11 protein-coding genes are annotated in these 21,081 nt (G+C 42.6%); all 11 read right to left on the reverse strand.

What is annotated here, in order from left to right:
• Positions 1-5 precede the first annotated feature (5 nt).
• The gene (locus GO816_RS02910) at positions 6-1,403 is read right to left on the reverse strand and encodes a glycoside hydrolase family 140 protein (protein ID WP_157539843.1); all 1,398 of its coding nucleotides are present in this window, start codon (positions 1,401-1,403) and stop codon (positions 6-8) included.
• A gap of 6 nt (positions 1,404-1,409) precedes the next feature.
• Positions 1,410-4,502 (reverse strand): DUF6298 domain-containing protein, encoded by a 3,093-nt coding sequence (locus tag GO816_RS02915; RefSeq protein WP_157539844.1) that lies wholly within the window; start codon positions 4,500-4,502, stop codon positions 1,410-1,412.
• 81 nt (positions 4,503-4,583) lie between these two features.
• On the reverse strand, positions 4,584-6,245 hold the full coding sequence (locus GO816_RS02920) for a polysaccharide lyase (protein WP_157539845.1): 1,662 nt from the start codon (positions 6,243-6,245) through the stop codon (positions 4,584-4,586).
• Between the two features lie 382 nt (positions 6,246-6,627).
• Positions 6,628-8,442: a RagB/SusD family nutrient uptake outer membrane protein gene (locus GO816_RS02925; RefSeq protein ID WP_157539846.1), complete on the reverse strand. Its 1,815-nt coding sequence runs from the start codon at positions 8,440-8,442 to the stop codon at positions 6,628-6,630.
• 11 nt (positions 8,443-8,453) lie between these two features.
• The gene (locus GO816_RS02930) at positions 8,454-11,642 is read right to left on the reverse strand and encodes a SusC/RagA family TonB-linked outer membrane protein (RefSeq protein ID WP_157539847.1); all 3,189 of its coding nucleotides are present in this window, start codon (positions 11,640-11,642) and stop codon (positions 8,454-8,456) included.
• A gap of 157 nt (positions 11,643-11,799) precedes the next feature.
• A complete protein-coding gene (locus GO816_RS02935; RefSeq protein WP_232336472.1) occupies positions 11,800-12,498 on the reverse strand; it encodes a DUF3826 domain-containing protein in 699 nt (232 codons plus the stop codon).
• Positions 12,499-12,504: 6 nt separating this feature from the next.
• Complete coding sequence (locus GO816_RS02940; protein ID WP_157539848.1) at positions 12,505-14,133, reverse strand: fucose isomerase; 1,629 nt, start codon at positions 14,131-14,133, stop codon at positions 12,505-12,507.
• A 450-nt stretch (positions 14,134-14,583) separates the two neighbouring features.
• Positions 14,584-15,534 (reverse strand): dihydrodipicolinate synthase family protein, encoded by a 951-nt coding sequence (locus GO816_RS02945; protein ID WP_157539849.1) that lies wholly within the window; start codon positions 15,532-15,534, stop codon positions 14,584-14,586.
• Positions 15,535-15,561: 27 nt separating this feature from the next.
• Entirely contained in the window at positions 15,562-17,136 is a 1,575-nt protein-coding gene (locus tag GO816_RS02950; protein WP_157539850.1) for a sodium:solute symporter, read from the reverse strand.
• Between the two features lie 228 nt (positions 17,137-17,364).
• A complete protein-coding gene (gene galB, locus GO816_RS02955) occupies positions 17,365-19,767 on the reverse strand; it encodes a beta-galactosidase GalB (RefSeq protein ID WP_157539851.1) in 2,403 nt (800 codons plus the stop codon).
• A gap of 179 nt (positions 19,768-19,946) precedes the next feature.
• A complete protein-coding gene (locus GO816_RS02960) occupies positions 19,947-21,074 on the reverse strand; it encodes a glycoside hydrolase family protein (protein WP_198171402.1) in 1,128 nt (375 codons plus the stop codon).
• Between the last annotated feature and the right edge of the window lie 7 nt (positions 21,075-21,081).

Below are 21,081 nucleotides of genomic sequence, written 5' to 3' on the forward strand. Positions count from 1 at the left end.
CCTTCTTAAATAGCATCCAGAATCAACACCCAATCGTTACCATTTTTAGGTTCACCCGGTGGATTAAAGGCCAGTGTTTTGGCTTTGGCCTGAGTGGTGCCTGCGGTGGTTGCTCCTGTACGCGGGTTAAACCACGATGATTTAATTTTAGTACCCGGCAAACTGCTGGTATTAACCGAGAAATTTTTGCCATTGTAAGTATAAATGAAGGCGTAGTTTTTACCACGGGTAGCGAGCAAATAATTATAACGGGTACCTTGCTTACCTGCAATAAGCGATTGATCGGGCACGCGCTCGAAGTAAGGGCGTGATAACATGAGGTTTTTGATGTACACCATCTGTTTAGCACCGGGATCATTGATAGATTTGTACCAATAATCTTTAGAACCGTAGGCAGCTTTCTTATCAGTTGGTTTATGCATTTGCATTACGTCGTTATTACCGTAAGTGTAACCACAACCACCTGCAAAAACCGACCAATAACCATAACGGCGTACATCGGCAGCCGTCCAGCGTGGAAGCTTTACATTGTGCAACCCCCATGGAATTTTCTCGTAAGATGGTTCGGCATCAAATGTGGGCTTAACCGGGGTTTTGTTGTAATCAACGTTTACGTATTTCCAGTTATCCTCACCGTATTTCAAATCTTTTTTAGACGTGTCTTGCGCGTAAGTGCGGTGACCTGATTGGAAAGTGTTGAAATCTAACCACTGCTCATTATGAAACCAGGTTGACGACTGGGTGCGGCCACGAGGGTGATAAGTAATTAACTTATCGGGATTTTCGGCGCGTAAAGTTGCACCTATCGTATTCCAAACCCGGGTTGAATCGCTGCCGGCAATATCGCCCCCGTTCATCCAAATGATGTTGCTACGGTTTTGGTAGCGTTTAGCCAGAAAATCAGCATATACTTTGGCTTTCTCGGCTGGTACATCGTGGTTTTTTGATTTCACCACTGAACCCCAAACAGGAACTAAAGCCATGTAAATACCTTTTTTTGCAGCTAAATCAACAATGTAATCAACATGGTCCCAGTAATCATACTGCGCAGCGTTTTCGGGATTATTTCCCTCAGTAACTTTAGGATTGGCAATGTTTGATGCCACTAAAGCAGAATCGCCATAAGCATTCACTTCTTTAATATCATGAATTATCATAACCTGTATTACATTGTAGCCTTGTTGTTTACGTATTTCCAGGTATTTTTCGGCCTCGGCACGGTTAAGTTTGGCAAAAAGCAACCAGCCGGTATCGCCCAGCCAAAAGAAAGGCTTGTCGTTACCCGTCATAAAGTAACGGTGGTTAGCTGATATTTTAAGTTGAGGCAAATCGGCCGGTTTGTTGGCTACAAAAGCAAAACCCACCAATGCCAAAAGCATAATGCAGATGATTTTCTTAGACATAGTATTTTAAATTCTTTTTAACCACAGCACTACCGAACCACTGGCAGGGCTTTGTAAAGCAGTAAGCTTTACACCCTTTTGTTTAGTAGTTGATATGGTTTTACCTGTTTTGGTATCTATCCAGTTTACCTCGTAGTTTGCATTGGCGTCAACCGCAGGTGTTGCAACAGTAGGCACATTGCTGTAAATAATAAAACCTTTGGCGGTGTTACCTAAAGCCCATTGATCTTTAGGCTCACCGTTTAAACTTAATATTTTCATGGCTGAGGCATCGGCCAATAATCTGGCATCAACTGCCGCCGGAAGATTAGGCAACGAACCGCCAGCCATAAAGGCTGCCCAGCCAAAACGGTCAAAACCATCGCCCGAGTAAATCACTGCCTTCTCAGGGTATTTTTGGCGATACTCGCTCACAGCATGGTAAACCTGTTCAAAAGATGTTGCCTTTGGCTTAAACTGGCGAGCCTGCTGTCGTGGTGCCAGGTTTTGACCACCGGCTGGAGCGTAAACTTTTCCATCGGCCTGGTAATGCCAGTAACGAATATCAATTACATCGATACCTGCCGAAAGGGCCGGATTAGCCAGTATAGCATCCTGTACATCTTTAGTGGTGCTGATGCCGGTAACTGCGTTTTTACCTTTCTCTTTTTCCCACTGTTGTATGGTCTCAACCCAAAATTTTGCAAAGTGTAACGGACCGGTAAACTCGGCACTGATAAATTGGATTACACCGTTATTATCGCCAAATGCATCTAAATTTTGGCGGATGAACGCCTGATGCAATTTACGGCGTACCGGATGTGTTTCGTCATAAAACTGCTCGGCCATAAATACACGCTTATCACCTGCGTATGGCACAGGTTCAGGGAAACCGGTATTATTTATATTATTTACCGGGCGCCAAGGAAAATCAGCATAATGTGCGCCGGCTTCAATAATATTGTGCTGGAAGTAGGTATGATTGATGAGCACCAAACCTTTTTGATCGGCCAGGGTGGCAAATTGCTTCAGGCGGTTCCAGTACCATTTGTTGTAGGTAGTTAAATCATATTTGCTTAAACCATCCCAGGCGGTTTCCTTACCACTGCGGGCAAAAGGTAACTCATAAAACGGCGGCCAAACATCACCATCAATACGGCGTATGCGCTCATGATCATCACGGCGGCGCTCGTACCAAAGTGCATAGTTTTGCTCAAAACCTGCAATGTGTTTATCCTGCATCCAGTTAACCACATCGGTTAAATCATCAGTTAAACCAGTGCCAGTACGGCCGGGCACCCAACGGGTAACAGCTGGTTTAGCATTCTTTTTTAAATATACAGGATCAACCGAACCATTCCACCAAGGTGAATCAGAACGTGAACCGCTGAGTACAGTGTTGCCTCTAACTAACCAACCGTTATTAATAGCCATTTTAGCAGCTAAAGCAGGTGTAGTAGGCTGTTTAAAACCAATTTGATCAATAGTTTTAGCACCACCAGCAATTATTGTTATTGGGTTACGCTGTGATGCCTGATTTACCCAATCACCTAGGGTTACTGCCGGCTTAACTGAGTTTGCCGTTAAAGCCATAGCCACCTCAACAGTTGGGCTGCTTGATGCTTCGCCTTCGAAAGGTAAAATATCTGATTGTTCTTTAGAAACTTCTCTGCCTAAACGCTCTTTCAACTGCGCGTAATAAAAGCTACGCGGATTTATGGAATTGTTCGATTCTTCCCAATGACCATCGCCTGCAAACTGTGCCCAGGTACCATATGCCCAATTTTGAGCACCGGGTGGTTGGTAGCAATCGACGCGACCTGCGGTACAGTTCCAAAACATGCTGTTAGCTGTGGTCCAGCCTGCGCCTTGACCGTCTTGGCCGCAGTTCATGTAGCTAAGTGCCTGCCCGTCAATGTTCGTTAAATCAAACAACACCCCCGACGACCAGCTGTCGATAGTACCGCTAAAACCAAATGGTTGCCATGCCTGGCATTGCACAAATGCATTGGGGCCGGGAGCGCAATAGCCCACGGCAAAATCATGATAGCCATGCTCGGCATACAAACGCTGGAACAACGTTTGACCACCCATGGTGTAAAAAGTATAACGACGCTGCCCTCCTATCTCAGATACAGGGGCAGTGGACTTACAATCCTGCACCGTAATGCGGCTACTTGTTTCGAGTACAAAAACAGCCGAACCGGCAAAATGCTCAAAAGCTACCTGGCGTACCCATGCATCCTGAACATTTTCCATTGTAATAGCCATCCAGCGGTGCGCTTCGTCTTTAGAATTCTGCACATCGTAAGCCGATTGCAACTTTAAATTCTCAATGCCGATGTTGTTGATACGGCCTGCCCATTGATAGGTATTTACTAAACCGCCTCCGTAAGCAGTATCTAAAGCTGTAGTAAGTGGCGCGTCAATGCTTATTTTATTGCCAGATGCGGCAGTTACAGTTCTGTCCCAAATCACGTCACGCTCACCGGGCTTCCAACCTAGTGCGGTGATGCCGCCACCAAAATGGTCGGTTTTTAGTAAGTCAATCCAGTTTTTTGTGCTCGGGCGACGAATGAAGATATGATCGCCTGCTTTAAATTTCCCTCCAGCTAAAGTAAATGAGGTAGCATTAACCGGCACGTAGGCATCGGCTATGTTAACAGTGTCGATAACTTTTCGGTCGTCTTTGCCCGCAACTCTTATGAAAGTTTCACGATCAGTACCTGCGGCTACAAGTGTGGTGCCATCATTGCCCATCCCACTGCCACGTAATACAACGCCAGAAGATTTAAATATTAGGCTTCCGTTTACCTGATAAATTCCCTTTTGTAAAAGTACTGCACCTTTAAGGCCGCTTTTGTTAGCCGGTAATGCTGCTACATAATCAATTGCTGCCTGTATGCGTACAGTAGCATCGCCAGCTTTTACGGGAACAACAACTTTTACCGCGGCATCGGGTATAGGTTGTTCTGCGGCTTTATATCCTGCGTAGGAATAATCGGGGATACGGTTGCCTTTACCATCAACCGCATAAACAAGTTTGCCGCTCTTTTCAGCGGCAACCGGTGGTTGAGGTTTAACTTTGTTTGCTTTTTGGGCCCATGCGGGCGCGCACATAAGCGCGCACCCAAACATGCAACCAACCAAAATTCTTATGTTTCTTTTAAAAGCGGAATCAATTATCATCCAATTAAACATTTACTTAACCTGTGCTACACTTTTTTCGCCTTTTTGAGCAAGTGTATTCAAATATACTTCGATGTTGCTGTAACCACCACCATTTTTAGCCATGGCTGCAGAGTCTTTAGGATCTTTTGGATTTAAACCATGAGCTTTTTCCCAAGCGTCAGGAATACCGTCGTTATCGCTATCTACATAAGGTGTACCTTTATAGTCAGGATAACCACCAACCTGACTTGGATCAGTTATAATACCAATTTTATACGAATCAATAGGTAAACGACGGTGTTTAAACTGTGTTTCAGGTAACTTAACGCCGTCTTTGTATTCAATTTTACCAGTAGCCACTTGTTTAACAATACGGGTATCAACCGCATCGCGCACCGGTAATGTTGCACCTGCATTAGCTAATACAAACGCGCGGCCGGTTTTAGCATCCATGATTTTAGTTGCCGGCATAGGGAAAGGCTTATTCCATTTCATGTAATCGGTGTATTTACCGGTGCCTTCCATTTCTTCACCTTTTTCGCCCTCTACCTGTACGCCTCCATCCCAGTTGTTGGCTGTTACTTTGGCATTGCCTTCCATAATGTTGCCATTAACGTAAGCCATACCATATACTTTATACTTCAACTTACTACGGCCCGACTCCGGTTTAAGGATACGGTGACCTACCGGCTCGTTTTTAGGCGTAGCCGGCCCTGGCTGAAAGTAGTTATTGATGATGTTGAATTTAGCTGTGTAATCACCACCATCCATTGAGCGGTGTACCCAGTTAAATACAACGTTATTTACAAAATTGTAAATACCATTCCATCCAATTGATGGGTTACGGCCAGTATTGTCAGCCCAAAGGTTACGTACCAGCATGCTGTTTTCGCCGCCGGTTGTGCTACCAAAAGCGTGATTCCAGGTATCTAATGATTCTGAATATATACAGTTCGAGATAGTTACGTTAACAGTACCTTTTTTCTCGTCTTTGCTGCCATCTTCGGGGTCGAACATGTGGCGATAGATTGACATGTTCTCATCCAAACCCCAGCTGGTTGAGCAATGGTCAATAATGATGTTACCCACCGGATTACCACCTAAAGCGTCATCACGACGACCTACATTGGTTTCACCACGACGGAAACGCATGTAACGCATAACCACGTCGTGCGTGTTGATCCAAACCGATTCGCCCGCCACGCAGATACCCATACCCGGAGCAGATTGACCCTGGATAGTGATATATGGTGCACGAATAATTAAAGGCGTTTTAATACGGATTATACCCGAAACGTTGAAAACGATAATACGTGCGCCACCTTGCTCGCAAGCCCAGCGTAAAGTACCCGGACCGCTATCGGCCAAACTGGTAACCACATACACTTTACCGCCACGACCACCGAATGAGTAAGCGCCACCACCTTCAGCTCCTGGAAATGCTTTGATATCGGCTTGTGGTAAATCTGTAGGACGTGATGCCCACGGAATAAACGGTTTACCATGACGCATATCATAATCAACCTGTTTGTAAGCTATTTGCCACGCCGAGTCAGACTTACGCTGATTCTCTTTCATCATGGCCTCGCTTGCTGCCTTAACATCGGCGGGAATATCAGGATATTGAGCCGAAGCATTATTTGCAGTAATGCCGGCTAAAAAAACAGATGCGATTAAAATTCGTTTCTTCATCTTCAGTTCATTGTATTGGTTACTACCCGGCAGTAAGAGCGTATCTCTGTAACAGTTTTTGCCCTCACCTGCAAAAGCTTTCCAAAATAAAAACAGGAAACCTAGGTAATATTGGTTCTTAAATACTTATTTCAAAGATGCGATGTAGCAAGGGCGATTTTATATAAAATATTAACAAACTCTTATGAGATGTTAGCATTGCCCCCGCAAATGGCCAAATGAGCCATACATAGCAAATATGTTACAAATTTATGCTGCACAAACACAGTTTTGCTGAATTAAGATACTTTTAAAAGCGAATGGTTTAGTTAAGATTATACAAAAGCTGTAAAACAACAAAGGGAGGCTTAACGGCCTCCCTTTGTTGTTTTATGAGATAAAATTATTGTAACGGATCAAATGTGCCCCCCCAGCCTTTGTTCTGAAGTATTTTTGGATTGTTAGCAATTGAACTTTGAGGAATACCAAAGAAGTAGTATTCATCTTTCCAATTGATGGTATAACCATTATCAAGTTGTTTATTCACAATTGTGAAATAAGTATACGCCTGATCTAATGTAAGCGCATCTCTACCAACGTATGGTGAAGTTGCTAAGCTTGCTGGAGCGCCAGCATTAAGATTTATTTGTCTTCCTGTCCTTACTTTTCCATTTAACACAGAGGCAAAAAGTTTACGACGACGAAGATCCCAAAAACGTTTACCCTCAAAAGCGAACTCTATTTGGCGTTCATACATTACGGCGTTGATTAAAGGCGCACCACTTAAACCTGAAGTTATGCCGTACTGATCCGCAGTTGTTCCCTTCTCAATACCTGCACGTGCACGTATCAAATATAAATTGTCATAAGCTTCTTGATTGCGATTAGTAGCTGCAGCAGCCTCGGCAAGATTCAACAACACCTCAGCGTAGCGAATTTCCATCCAATCAGTTCCTGAAAATTGAACTGCACTTTGAAGTGGGCTTGGATCAACAGCTTTACGGCAATAAAAACTTGTTCCACTGGCGTTGCCAGGCTCAACAGTTCTATTGTTTATAAAATAAGTCCACAGTCTATAGGTAGAGTTACCTATTATAGGCCATGTAGCTCCGTTGAACGCAATTGTTGCATTGAAACGCGGATCGCGATTTTGATAAAATGTCTGATCGTTGTAAGTGTATTTAGTTGACGTTCCGGGTACTTTACCATCAAGCATAGGATAAGCTTTAACCATTTCCCACGTTGGCTGGTAGGTTGCGCTACCGCCGGTACCTAAATAAGATGGACGAGCGTTATTATCATAAGTATTACTTTTTCTTACTTCTGTGGTTAAATTGTTAAAACCTGTAACCAAAACAGCTTCAGGGTTATTAACTTCAGTAAACCACATGTTATTGTAAGAAGTATTAAGCTTCCAATCTGCGCCCAAAAGGGTTACTGCCTGTTTACATGCATTATATGCATCTTCCCAACGTGAAGCAATACTTGCGGGAGCATTAGGATCGCTAGCACCTTCAGTAACAAACTGAGGACTTGCCCAAGTGATCAATACCCGCCCTTTGAAGGCAGCTGCAGCACCTGAAGTGATTCTTCCCCAGTCAGCAGAAGAGGCCCATTTTCTTGGCAAGTACTTTATACAAGTATCAAGGTCGTTAGTGATTTGTTTTATACAATCCGAGGTCTTGCTTCTAGGAATTTGAGCTGCTTCTTTTGCTTCATTACCAACAGCTTCAAGCGGTGTTAAAACTAATGGCACTCCACCATACAATCGCACTAAATCAAAATATCTGAATGCACGTAAAAATAAGGCCTGTGATATTAATCGGTTTTTAGTGGCAGCAGGAAGCGAGCCTGCATTTACATCTCTTATAAATGTATTTATTACCCTGATTTTACCGTAGTTATTGGTAATGCTTACAGCAGTTGCAATATCACCAACCTCGGAAACACCTAAAGTACCTCTGAAAAACTTCACGTCGGCATAGGCCTCATCAGATATGCCCGTCGGGTTTGAAATTGCGCTACCTGCACTTACCCCTGCCCAAGTTGGAAGGTTTTGATCGTAAATATAGTTGACGTTAAGAATTGCCAGTGTTGAGTCATTGAATATTTGACTTGCTACAGAGTAGTTTTCATCAACGTTATCAAGGGCCTTTTTGCAGCTTGTGAAGAAAAGCGGCAAACATAAAGCGGCCAAAAATATCTTATATAGTTTCATTTTTATTGCTATTAAAATCCAACATTTAAACCAAGTGATAGTGTTTTCAGGTTTGGATAAACATTATACGGCGTTCCATTATCACGATAAGTGAAAGGATTGTAGAAGTTTACCGGGTTAGTTGCAACTAAAAATGCTTTAGCACTTCCAATACCTAACTTTTTGGTAAAAGACGCCGGAATGTTGTATCCTAAATTGATGTTGTTAATACGGAATGTATAAGAACTTACATACCAAAAGCTTGACGGAAGGTCATAAGTATCTTTGTAGTATGGACTAGGATATTTAGCATTTATGTTTTCAGGAGTCCAATGGTCTGACCAAAACTCAGGACGATTAATTAAAGCTGTTGCTTGCTTACGTGAATCACCCTCGTAGCTACCCTGACCACCATAAGACATGCCCATAGTAACTGCTAAAGTTATTCCTTTATAACCCGCACCAAAGTTTAAACCAAGGCTGTAATGGTTATCTTGTTTGTTAGTTAAATAGTCCTGATCTTCTTCATTGATTTTACCATCAGGGGCTGTGAATTTACCTGAAGCATCTCTTGGTCCTCTCACGTCTTGATAATAAAGCATACCAGCCATTGGTTTTTGACCTTTAATAGTATAACCAGGATTGGCCGCGGCAAATGCATCAGCTTCCGCTTGAGTACGCCACATACCTAAATAGTGATAGCCAAAAAAGCCACGATCACTTGAATATCCATTTTTATCAAGATATGTACCTACGTCACCCAAAGGTTGATCAACATTCAAGAGCTTGTTATCATTCCAGGCAAAGAATGGACTGAAATTATAGGTAAAATCCTTTCCAATTTTATCTCTCCACGAGAAAGATAATTCATAACCAAAGGTGTTAACTGAGGCAAAATTTTCAGTTGGCGGCGCAACACCGATAGTTGCAGGAACAGATGAAGTTAATGCTGACAGTAAGTTATAACGGTGAGAGAAGAATCCGTCCAAGGTTACAGATAATCTGTTTCTTAAAAACTGAGCATCAATACCGAAGTTCGTAGTCAGGTTATCATCCCATCTTGTGTTTGCGTTAGCAATTGCTATGTTAGGTGCAAATGAGTTACCTCTATCATTATTTCCACCAAATACGGCAGCTTTTCCTGTTTCCAGCTTATAGTTTTCCTGATATAGGAATGGCTTTGAACTATCATTACCTAATAAACCAACAGAACCGCGTACTTTTAAGAAATCAACAAATTTGACACTGTTTTTAAAGAATCCTTCTTCAGAAATTACCCAACCTAATGATCCTGAAGGGAAAAAACCATATTCCTTGCCTGGGGCAAAGTTGTTGTTAGCATCTGTACGTAAAGAAACCTCTACCAAATACTTATTATCATAAGCATAATTTAAACGAGCTGCATAAGCTAAGCGACCGTAATTAAGTATTCGGCCATTTGCTTGATCTGTTGCTTGCTGACCGGTAGCAAAGTTCATGTTGTCAAAACCGCCAACTAACGTACCCTCACGAGAAGCAGCTAGGCTTTCTCCATGATTTTCCTGTTGCTCGAAAAGTGCTATTGCTGAAATATCATGCTTACCAAACTTATTCGCATAACTTAAAATTCCGTTGAATTGGTATACATCCAGATAGCCGGGAGTGAAACGTACGACATCGCCGTTCCTTGCAGTTGGTGTACTAACAATATTACCGCCAACAATATGCTTGTTTTCACCTAAACCTTCAAAATTGTAAAGGGTGTAACGACTACCATACTGCTTACTGAAATCGTTATTGATGTTACGGTTATAGCTCAAGGTTGCTTTCAAACCTTTAACATGTGGTACTTCATACTCAATAGATGCCAAGAAGTTAAGCATCGTAGAACGTTGTGATGTATAGTTATTTAAGCGCTGAACTTCGAAAAAGTGAGCACCTTCAGTTGTACCAGTGTTTGATGACTGCAATACCGGTAGCCCGTTATAATACATAGGCCTAAATTGTGGAATTGCTTGTAATGAAATAAAATCGTTATTTAAGCTTTCTGAGCCTTGTTTAAAATAATAACGTTTGTTATCGCCAAGTGCTCCACTTACCGAGGTTGATACTTTAAGACCATTGGCAACTCTCACGTCAGAACTTGCTCTGAACGTTAATTTATTGGTATTAACGCCATCAAAGTTCGAATTTTGCTGTGTGTAACTTCCACCAGCAAAATAGGTGGCTTTATCACTACCACCACTTACGTTTAAAGCATGGCGTGTTATATAAGATACTTGCCACGCATCTCTAAGATGATCGTAATTGTTATTTGCGAAGTGTGCAAGTTCATCAGGGCTGTAATAAGCTGTAAGACGTGTAGTAACTCCTGTGCTAGGGTTTGTATAATCGCCGTTTGGTTTAATAGCAAAATTGTTTGCAACCTGCAAATTATCATTTAAGTAAGTTGCTTGCTGCAGTCCATTCATCATTTTAGGCAACATAACTGCGTCGCTCAAGCCATAAGAACCACTATAGCTAATTTTTGCCGCACCGGCCTTACCTCTTTTTGTTTTAACAACAATTACACCGTTGGCACCTAATATACCGTAAATAGCAGCAGACGCATCTTTCAAAATACTTATGCTTTCAACCTCGGAAGGATCAAGCAAGTTAAAGTCACTAACAGTACGTTGAATGTCATCAATAATATATAAAGGATCTGTTTTACCATCTTTAGCATAAAACACCGGATTTCTAATGGTAATTGTTGCGTTATTACCCGGACGCTCACTTCCACCTGCAACATTTACGTTAGGTAATTGACCACGCAACGTAGCAGCAAGGTTGGTAGATGGAATGTCTTCAATTGCTTTTATATTAACCTGTGCAACAGCACCTGTCAATGAAGCTTTCTTCTGCGTACCGTAACCTACAACCACAACATCTTCAAGATTTTCGGTTGATGGCACCATACGTACGTCAAAGTTGTTTTCGCCTACGCGTAATGTGCGTTCCTGGTACGCGTAACCAACATATTTAACGGTAACAACTACATTTTGCATGTTTGTTGTTTTGAGGGCGTATTTACCGTTAACGTCGGTTTGTGTTGCCGTTGGGCTTCCTTTAACCTGGATAGTTACGCCCACAAGAGGCTCGTTTTTATCGCTGCTTACTACAGTACCGGTAATGGTTCGTGTTTGTGCGAACACCGATATTGAGACAATACAAAGCGATAAGAAAAGTAGAATTTTCTTCATCTTATTAATTTAGTATAGTTCACAAATTGGGTTTGTTATTTAAATTTTGTTTGGAGGGAAAAGCGTAATGTTTATCTCATACTTAAAATTTATGTTTATTATTTATTGCTTAAAGGCATACACGCAGCGCTATAAGCGCGCATGTATGCTTAGTTTCTTATTTATTTAACTGTTGTTTGTTTTTTTCTTCTTTAACGCGGGCTAACCATGCAGCCTCTTCTTTCTTCATGTCAATGCCGGCTGCAGATAGGTAATTGTTTATACGTCCTTTGTACTTACCAAACCACGCATGTTTTTTTTCTGATGATTCTGCATCCATTGCATGCTCTCTTGCCTCAATAAGCCATGCAGTAATTTGAGTTCTTTGCTCGTTGGTAAGGTTTGGCAACATGCTGTTGTAAGCCGTAGTAGTTACATTCAGCACATTGTATGTCATGCCGTCCTTAACCTGATTTATTTGCTCAGGTGTTAGGCCTGCCTTTTTTAAGCGTGTTAAGTATTGCGGGTGCAATTTATCAATTTTAGCAGTGGTTTCTTCGTCAAGCTTTTTCAGCTGCGCTGCTGCCGCCTCTTTATTGTCGCCGGTTTCGGCTTTAATGGCCGCTTTACGGTTATCACGTAAGGTATATATATCATTTAAATCCTGATATTGCTTAGCAACAACCTTTGTTACTTCAAGTGCCCTGGCAGAATCAGGAAGATTGATGCCTTTAACAATTTTTGCTGCGCGATCAAATACCACCTTACGGTAAGCTATTTCCTTTTCGGCAGCGCTGGTATTATCTTGTGCTACTGCATTTGTAACGCTCAATAAAACTACGGCAAGCAAACCGTATATCACTTTTCTCATCATCATCACTAATTAATTACTTTGCAAATTTACGTCACCACAAAAATGGACTTTTAAACCCATTTCACTTAGCGCTGCCGCTTTTATACGACATGCCTGGTGTGCTTTGTTTTCATCTGTAGCGTAAACTACCTGTATGTGGTTGGCTTTATGACGAGCCATTAACTGGTTGCGCGATACACCTTTAAGCGTAGCATTCATAATAGGCCACTGCGGAGTGGTCATATCCCAGCGTCTTTGAGTTTCAGCATCTGGTAATAACACAGATTCGCCTACGCCCAGGTCACAATGCAGTTCATTATTCATTACGTAAACACGGCTCCAAACCAGATAACCGGGTTTGCTGATGCCTTTCAAACTGCCACCACCTAAACGGAAATACATTGCCGGCTGTCTGTCGCTTGATGCGCCTTCATAACCACAAATAAAATGGGCAGGAGGTGCAGCGCCTGATATCAAAAACACCCAAACAAAATCGTCAATACCATCTCCTTTAAAATGCTCGCCCCAGCGTAAATCATGCAGCGTGGTTTCGCCCGGCATACCTAATTCTTTCCACAGGTGGTAGGTAACCAATGCATCTATACCGGCACATTCATCTACTTCATTAAAGTGAGGCAAGGCATCACCGGCATAAAGCTCCCGACCATCGTTTGATTTTACCGGCGGACGGTCCTGATTATTCAACAAACCTTCTACCAGATCACTGGCAGCGGTCAGGTCTTTTAATCCTTGCTGATATTGTATACCTATTGTATCGCAACCAAACTCATCGGCTAAACGCAATGCGGCTATGTACATTTTACATTGCTCCAGTGTTTGTGCTTCGGTAAGCTCTGTTGCAGCATCTGTACCCCAGTTAAACTGCATACCTTTTTGCTGCAGCCATTGCAGTACTTCACGTGCTTCATCATCAGCTACCTGCAACATAGCAGCATACAGGGTAGACTGACTTAAACGCTCTTTAAAAATACCGGTAGCATGTAAAAGATCATCAGGAACAATAGCATTGAACATACCCATACATCCCTCATCAAACACGCCCATAATAGCTTTATTGCTTTTAAGCTTGTGCCCGAATGCTTTACCAATGGCTTCGTCTTCTACAGGAATATTTACCAGATCGTAGCTTTTTACATGGCTTTGATCATGTTTTATTTTACCGCTTTGCAGCCACTCTTTAATTTTTGCCGTAAAGAATTCATCTGTAAAGTCCTCGCTCCAAAGCGTGCTGTATGACACGCCTGCCTTGGTCAACGATCCGTTTAAGTTTAACATACCTACCAAACCCGGCCATGTACCGCTCCAGTTTGCTAATGTTAAAATTGGACCTTTATGTGTTGTTAGTCCGGCTAAAACGTGGTGGGTATATTGCCAAACACTTTCGGCAACTATAATAGGTTGACTAGGATCAATATCACGAAATATTTCAATACCCATTTTTTGAGAATCGATAAATCCGTGCTGTTTAACCTCGTCGTAAGCATGTGCGCGTTTTACAGTCCAACCCTGTTTTTCAATGGCAGCCGTTAGCTGGCTCTCCATTTCGTGTTGAGCTGCCCAGCAATTTTGATTTGCTGATAAGCGTAGATCGCCGCTGGCAACTAATAAAACTTGTTTGTTACTGCTTGTATTAGACATATTTTGGCATTTTAACCAATAACTGAAGCTAAACCCGATTTCTTGAACGTCAGAGGTCCAGGTATTGCAATTAAACCACCTAAATGTTAGTGTACGATATACACATTTAACTGATTTATAATTACTTAATCACCATTCTGAGCTTAAAAAATGATATGTTTAAATTTTCACTAATTGGTTAGATTACAAATATCTGATAACCCTAAGAGGCTTTTTTAACAGTTGTTATCTATTTATTATAGGATGTTAGCATCGATTACATACTAAGTTTGTTTAATTTCTACGCTTATTTATCAATGGCACAAGCGTTTAATACCAACATTACAATCATTACAAATTGATGTAGAAATATTATCAACAAACAACGCAAATAACTATTAAGATGTTAATGCGACCAACAAAAAGCTGGTTTGCGCAAACCTCAGCCAACTTTTATTAAAAACTGTTAAACTACATTACACTTTTTATCTGCAGTTCATGCTGCAAAGCGTTGTAGTCTTGATATAATTTGTCAACTTGTTCTTTTACGTCAGAGCTGATGTCTCCAACATTGCGCCTTGTATAACCGGTCATTTTAACTCCACGCTTTTGAAGATAATATTTTGCAACCTTTGGATACACATTATGCATTACATCCATGTTACTAATGAAAAACTGTTGCACACGGTCTACCTCAGTTGCTAATGTGTCATTGTTGTAATTATCGCACAGCCAAACTACCAGCTCAGGAAAGTAATTCCCCTGTATACACGATAGTCCTGCAGATCCGGCTTTCAACGACTCCACCGCATGTACCATATAAGCATCATACAAACCAAAACCATGCTGACTATTAGTACCATTTAACTTGGCTTTAATTTGCTCGATATCCAAACAGGTATCTTTATGATATGTAACCTGCCCGGTAGATACAAACTGATGTAATTGCTCGGGAGATATCAAACGTTTGTAAGGTACCGGACATTCATAAAAACCTAAGGGTACATTGCCGGTTAACTGCATCAACTCTTCTACCCTGCCGTTAAACACCTCATCGCTTTCGTTTTCATCGGCCAACAAACCGGTTATTCCTATTACGGCCTGTACACCTGTATCGGCAACACGGTTTACAAACTCGGCTTGTTTAGCTATAGGTCCGCCAAAGGTGCCGGTAGCCACTACTGGGACACTGCCATTAGTTACCTTCAGCACATGTTCAATTAACTGTATGCGCTCGGCCTCGTCTAACTCAAACATTTCGCTCGATAAACAATTGGCAAACAAACCGGCGGCTCCGGCTTCAAGGTAAAACTCCGTAAGGCCTGTAAGCGCGTTAAAGTCAATTTTACCGGTTTCGGTAAACGGTGTAAGCATCACCGGGATAAATCCTTTTTTTGCCGGTGTAGTGTTAGTAGTAGTCATTATATTGGGATAAATGAGTATTAAAAATTAGTGTGTAGCCGAAGTACGCGCTAACTTATTTTGTTTTATACGGGTGAGTATAATGCCGGTCAAAAAGATAACCAGAGTGCCAATTACTATCACCATATTTTGGTGAAGTACATTGCGAAGCATGCCCAAATCGGGTGGTAAAAGCGGAGACAGCGTCATCCACAAAATAACAACGATACCAATGATAATGGCTATGACAGCTTCGTGGTTACGAGTTTGCTTGCTGATGATGCCCAGCAAAAACAATCCCAGCATGCCACCGGCAAATATGCCCGATAACTGCCACCAAACATCAAGCACGCTTTTAACACCAATCATTGCTATGCCTGCAGCCACACCGGCAACACCAGCAACTACGGTGGCGGTATGCAGCAACGTCATGTTTTGCTTTACGGTGATGACGGGCTTAAAGTAACGCTTGTAAATATCCTCGGCAAAAACCGTGGCTGATGCGTTCATGCCTGAGCTAATGGTACTCATTGCAGCCGATAAGATGGCCGAAACTATTAAACCAACCAAACCGGCAGGTATTTTGGTTACCATAAAATTGGGCATTACTTTATCGCCGTAATCTTCAGGTTTCAAAGACGCCGCCATTTGAGCAATATCAGCAGCCGATGCGCCCGGCAAACGCTCGGTTGCTACCTGGTGGCGAATGGCTTCCGTCAATTCGGGATTAACGTGGTAGTAAGCATAAAGTGCCGAACCAATAACACAGAACAGCAACGAGGCTGGCAGATACAGCCAAACACATAACCAGATTGATTTTGCGGCTTGCTTTGACGATGTAGCTGTGTGGTAACGTTGAACATAATTTTGGTCCATGCCAAAATTATTGAGGTTTATAAAGAACCCATACAGCAATACCACCCAAAATGTGGATGTAGTAAAATCGGGTGCAAGACTACCCAGACTAAACTTATTATCAGTCTTCCCAATTTCAACCACCTTACTTATGCCTCCCGGCATGTTGGTGATAATAATGTATAAAATAAGCAGTGCTCCAAAGGTTTTGATAATGCCTTGAACAACCTCAGTCCATATTACGGCTTCAATGCCACCCAGCACGGTATAAATGATGATACAGATACCCATTGTTAGGATAATCATCTTCATGCTGAAGCCTGTGAGCGCCTGCAAACTTAAGGCAATACCAAAAAATATGGAACCCATACGGGCCACTTGTGTAAGCAGAAAGCAAACAACCGCATAAGTGCGCGCCCATGCGCCAAAGCGGTGCTCAAGATGTGTATAGGCCGAAACCTCGCCGGTATTACGGTAAAACGGCACAAAATACTTAGCCGCAAACCAGGCGGCCAAAGGCATTGAAAGACTGAACACAAAAGCATTCAAATTGGTGCCAAAAGTTTTGCCCGGTACCCCCAAAAATGTGTTACTGCTTAAAAAGGTAGCGTATATGGATATACCCAAAGCCCAGCCGGGTATAGAGCCCGATGCCTTGGTAAATTGCTCGGCGTTTTTGTTTTTACGCGAAAAGTAAAAGCCAACCAGCAACATGGCCAACAAGTATATAGCAATAACACCAAGATCGAGAGCTGGTAAGCTTTTCATCTATGTAAAACTGATATTTGGTTTAATTGGTCGGCTGGCCAGGAATGCCAATGCCTTAAAAACAAAACTATCAGATACTACACAGCTTGTTCTATAACATTTTCGCTTCATGTTATAGCATATTATCCAGCCCCTGCTAAATCTCCCAGGGAGGGGTAACTTTGGAAATGTGAGATTAAGCTTTTTACCAATTATAAGCCCTCCTTTTCGGGGAGGGCTGGATGGTAACTACTTTACTCTGATTACAACCGTGGCAGGCAGCAAGCCTTCTGATTGTGCCGTTACGGTAAGCAACCCGGCGCTTTTGCTGGCTTGTACTATAGCCAAACAAAGCCCATGAAACGCCTTACGTTGCGGTTCTTTAAAAGATTCCATACTGGCCTGCGCACCATTATCAACACCGGCCAAAATCCCCTTACCTTTTATAGTAAAATTCACCAGGTTATCTGCATCAGGTACTATATTGCCTGCGGCATCCAAAACGCGCACGGTAATAAACGACAGGTCTTTACCGTCAGATTTAATGAGCTTACGGTCGGCCACCAATTCAATTTTAGCGGGTTTACCTGCGGTATGCTTTTCTTCTGTAAGTACTACTTTACCATCCTTGCGCGATACTGCTTTCAATACGCCCGGCTCAAAAGGCACCTTCCAAACTATGTGCAACTCTTCGCCTTGCTTGCTGCGGGTTCCTAATGAGCGGCCGTTCAGGAAGAGTTCTACCTCATCGGCATTATTGTAGTATGCCCACACGTCTACAGTTTTACCAGCTTCCCAATTCCAGTGTGGTAATAAATGCAGTACCGGCTTGTCGGTCCACTCACTTTGGTACATGTAGTATACATCCTTAGGGAAGCCAGCCAAATCAATAATACCATAATACGAACTGCGGGCCGGCCAAGGATAAGGCACAGGCTCGCCAATAAAATCGAACCCCGACCATACAAATTCGCCCGACAAGTAATCATATTTTTTAATCAGCTTCCACGTTTCCTCATGGGTCGAACCCCAGTAGGCAGCTACGTTATCGTAAGCAGGCACGGCAAACTGACTGTTACCCTGGGTAAACTTAGCTTTTGAACTGGTTGGCCAGTGGCGTGTACTATCGGTTGGGGTATCATAATATCCACGCGTAGCATAGCCCGAAATAGTTTCGGCCGCTATAAACTTTTCGCCTGGGTAATTCTTAGGAAAATCGGCATAGGTTTCGGGGTGATAGTTAAAGCCTAACAGATCTAAAGCACCCGATTTGTACAGGAAATTCTTTTTACCATCGGCCTCGCTTAATGCGGTAGTAACCGGGCGGGTTGTGTCCAGATCTTTAACAATTTTAACCAGTTCGCGGGTAAGAGTGATGCCTGTGCTGTCAAACTGTTCGCGTATCTCGTTACCAATGCTCCACATCATTACCGATGGGTGGTTACGGTCGCGTTTAACCTGGTCTTCCAGATCGCGCTTGTGCCAAGCCGGGAAATACTGGTAATAATCCTGCTTGTTTTTTTTCTTGGCCCACATATCAAACGCCTCATCCATCACTATAAAGCCCATCCGGTCGCACAGGTCTAAGTATTCTGGCGCAGGCGGGTTATGTGAGGTACGGATAGCGTTACAGCCCATTGCTTTTAGTATTTCCAACTGCCGCTCCATAGCACGCGCATTTATAGCAGCACCTAACGCACCCAAATCATGGTGCATACAAACGCCCTTTATTTTCATACGCTCGCCATTGAGCGAAAAGCCTTTATCTGCATCAAAATTAAAGCTGCGAATACCAATTGGCGTAACATACTTATCAATTACCTGCTTACCGGCCAACACCTGGAAAACCACTTTGTACAGGTACGGATTATTAACCGACCATAACTTAGGCTGGCCAACTACTATGTTTTGATTAACCGTAGTTAAACTATCATTTCCTTCTAATGCAGTGGTTATTGAGTTAACCAACTGGCCTGACGGTGTAAGCACCGATGCTTTTAAATGCAAGCCTTTTTGATTAACCACCACCTGTGTTTGCATGCTCACAATGGCATTGGCAGTATTAACTTTCGCTGTTACAAACGTTCCCCACTGCGGTATGTATGATTTTGATGTTGTGGTTAACCATACATTACGGTAAATACCCGATCCCGTATACCAGCGCGAATTAGGCTGTGCTGAGTTATCAACCTTCACCGCAATTATATTTTTTTGAGCGCCGTAGTTCAAATAAGGCGTTAAATCATACTGAAACGAAATATAACCGTTAGGTCGTTTACCCAGCGAGTGGCCGTTAATCCAAACCTCACTATTGCAGTATACCCCGTCAAAATCTATGAAAACATTTTTACCCTGCGCAGTTTGCGGTATGGTGAACGTTTTGCGGTACCAGCCTATGCCAGCAGGCAAACCACCACCAGCCTGGCCGGTAGGGTTCTTTTCGTCAAACTTACCTTCAATGCTCCAGTCGTGAGGCAACGTAAGCTGACGCCACTCCCCATCGTTATAAGCCAAATTTTTGGCATCGCCTTCGTCGCCTAAATAAAATTTCCAGTTGGTGTTAAAGCTCTCTACCTTACGCCCCGGCTGCGCATAGGCAGCTAACAGGCTTATCATCAATATCGTTAATACACTTAGAAACTTTTTCCGCATGGGTATATTTTATTATTTGGTTGTAATACTAAAACTTGATACAACTCCTCAACAAATCAACTTAATAACTCAATTACTAGTACATAGGCGTTGCCTACGGCCCGGGCTATTCGCTGCAAGTCCTCGTTTCGCTATGCTGCACTACGGGCTTTACGCTGCTATCCCTAACGCAAGCTGCATTAACTCTTTTTAGCCTTTGATGGCGGCGGAGCTACAAAATTAAGCTTGCTTTTGCCCATATCTTTTGATGTAGCAACGGCAATACCACGCTGGTCGGCCTTATTTACAGCACAGTAAAAGTGGTAAACTACACCTTTCCATTTCACTACACATGATTTATGCGCAAACATATTATCATAAGGCTCCGTAGATTTCACCAGGTCGTCGCCTTTCCATTCAGTCCAGTTTTCTAAATCATACGAGCAGGCAAAACTGTTAAATGCTCCGCCTTTATCTTTCCAAAACGCACCAAAGTAGAACATTACCCAAACATCGCCTATTTTTTGCAAGTATGGGTCGCCTGTAATGCCAATATTGTGGTCTAACAGTGGGTTGTTCTTATAGCGGGTCCAGGTTTTCAAATCGTCTGAAAAAGCCATGCCGATGCGCTCGGCACCGCGTTTTTTATTTACACTGTCGCCGTTGGCGTTGTAATACATAATAAACGGATGTCCTAACGATTTCTTTTTATCCCAAAGCACAGTTTCTTTATACATAGTGTGGTTATCCCACCATTGCACATTGCTATCGATTGACATTAACACCGGTTTTGGCAAACGGCTCCACTCGTGTACCACCATAGGATCTTTTTCGGTATAGGCCATGTTTATGGATAGCAATCCCTTTTCGTAACCGGTACTGTTACCGCCAAAGTACGACATCCAATACTTGTTATCATACTTTTGCAGTTCGTAGCTGCCGCCCCATTTTGGGTCTTGCAAGCCTACATAGCCCGCTTTTTGATTACTGTCCCAATCGGTAGTATCGGTAAAAGACATGATGCGCCCGGTAGTTTTCCAATTGAGCAGGTCGGCACTGGTAGCCAGCCACGTTTCGTAACCACGTCCATCAAAAATAATGTAACTCATATACCACTGCCCATTTTTACGAAACACAGTAGGGCAATCCATTTTCTTGCTATTCTCTACCGGAACCAGCGCCAAACCGTATTTATGAGGTGTTTTTATTTTTTCGTAAATGTCGTTCATTACGCTTTCGGGCACTTCCTTCTTTGCCTTTTGCGCCCAAACCGTACTAGCTGCCAATGACAGCATAACCAGCATTAAACCTATGTTTTTGTATTTCATGTTCAAC

It is taken from the genome of Mucilaginibacter aquatilis (assembly GCF_009755275.1).
Taxonomy (GTDB): Bacteria; Bacteroidota; Bacteroidia; order Sphingobacteriales; family Sphingobacteriaceae; genus Mucilaginibacter; species Mucilaginibacter aquatilis.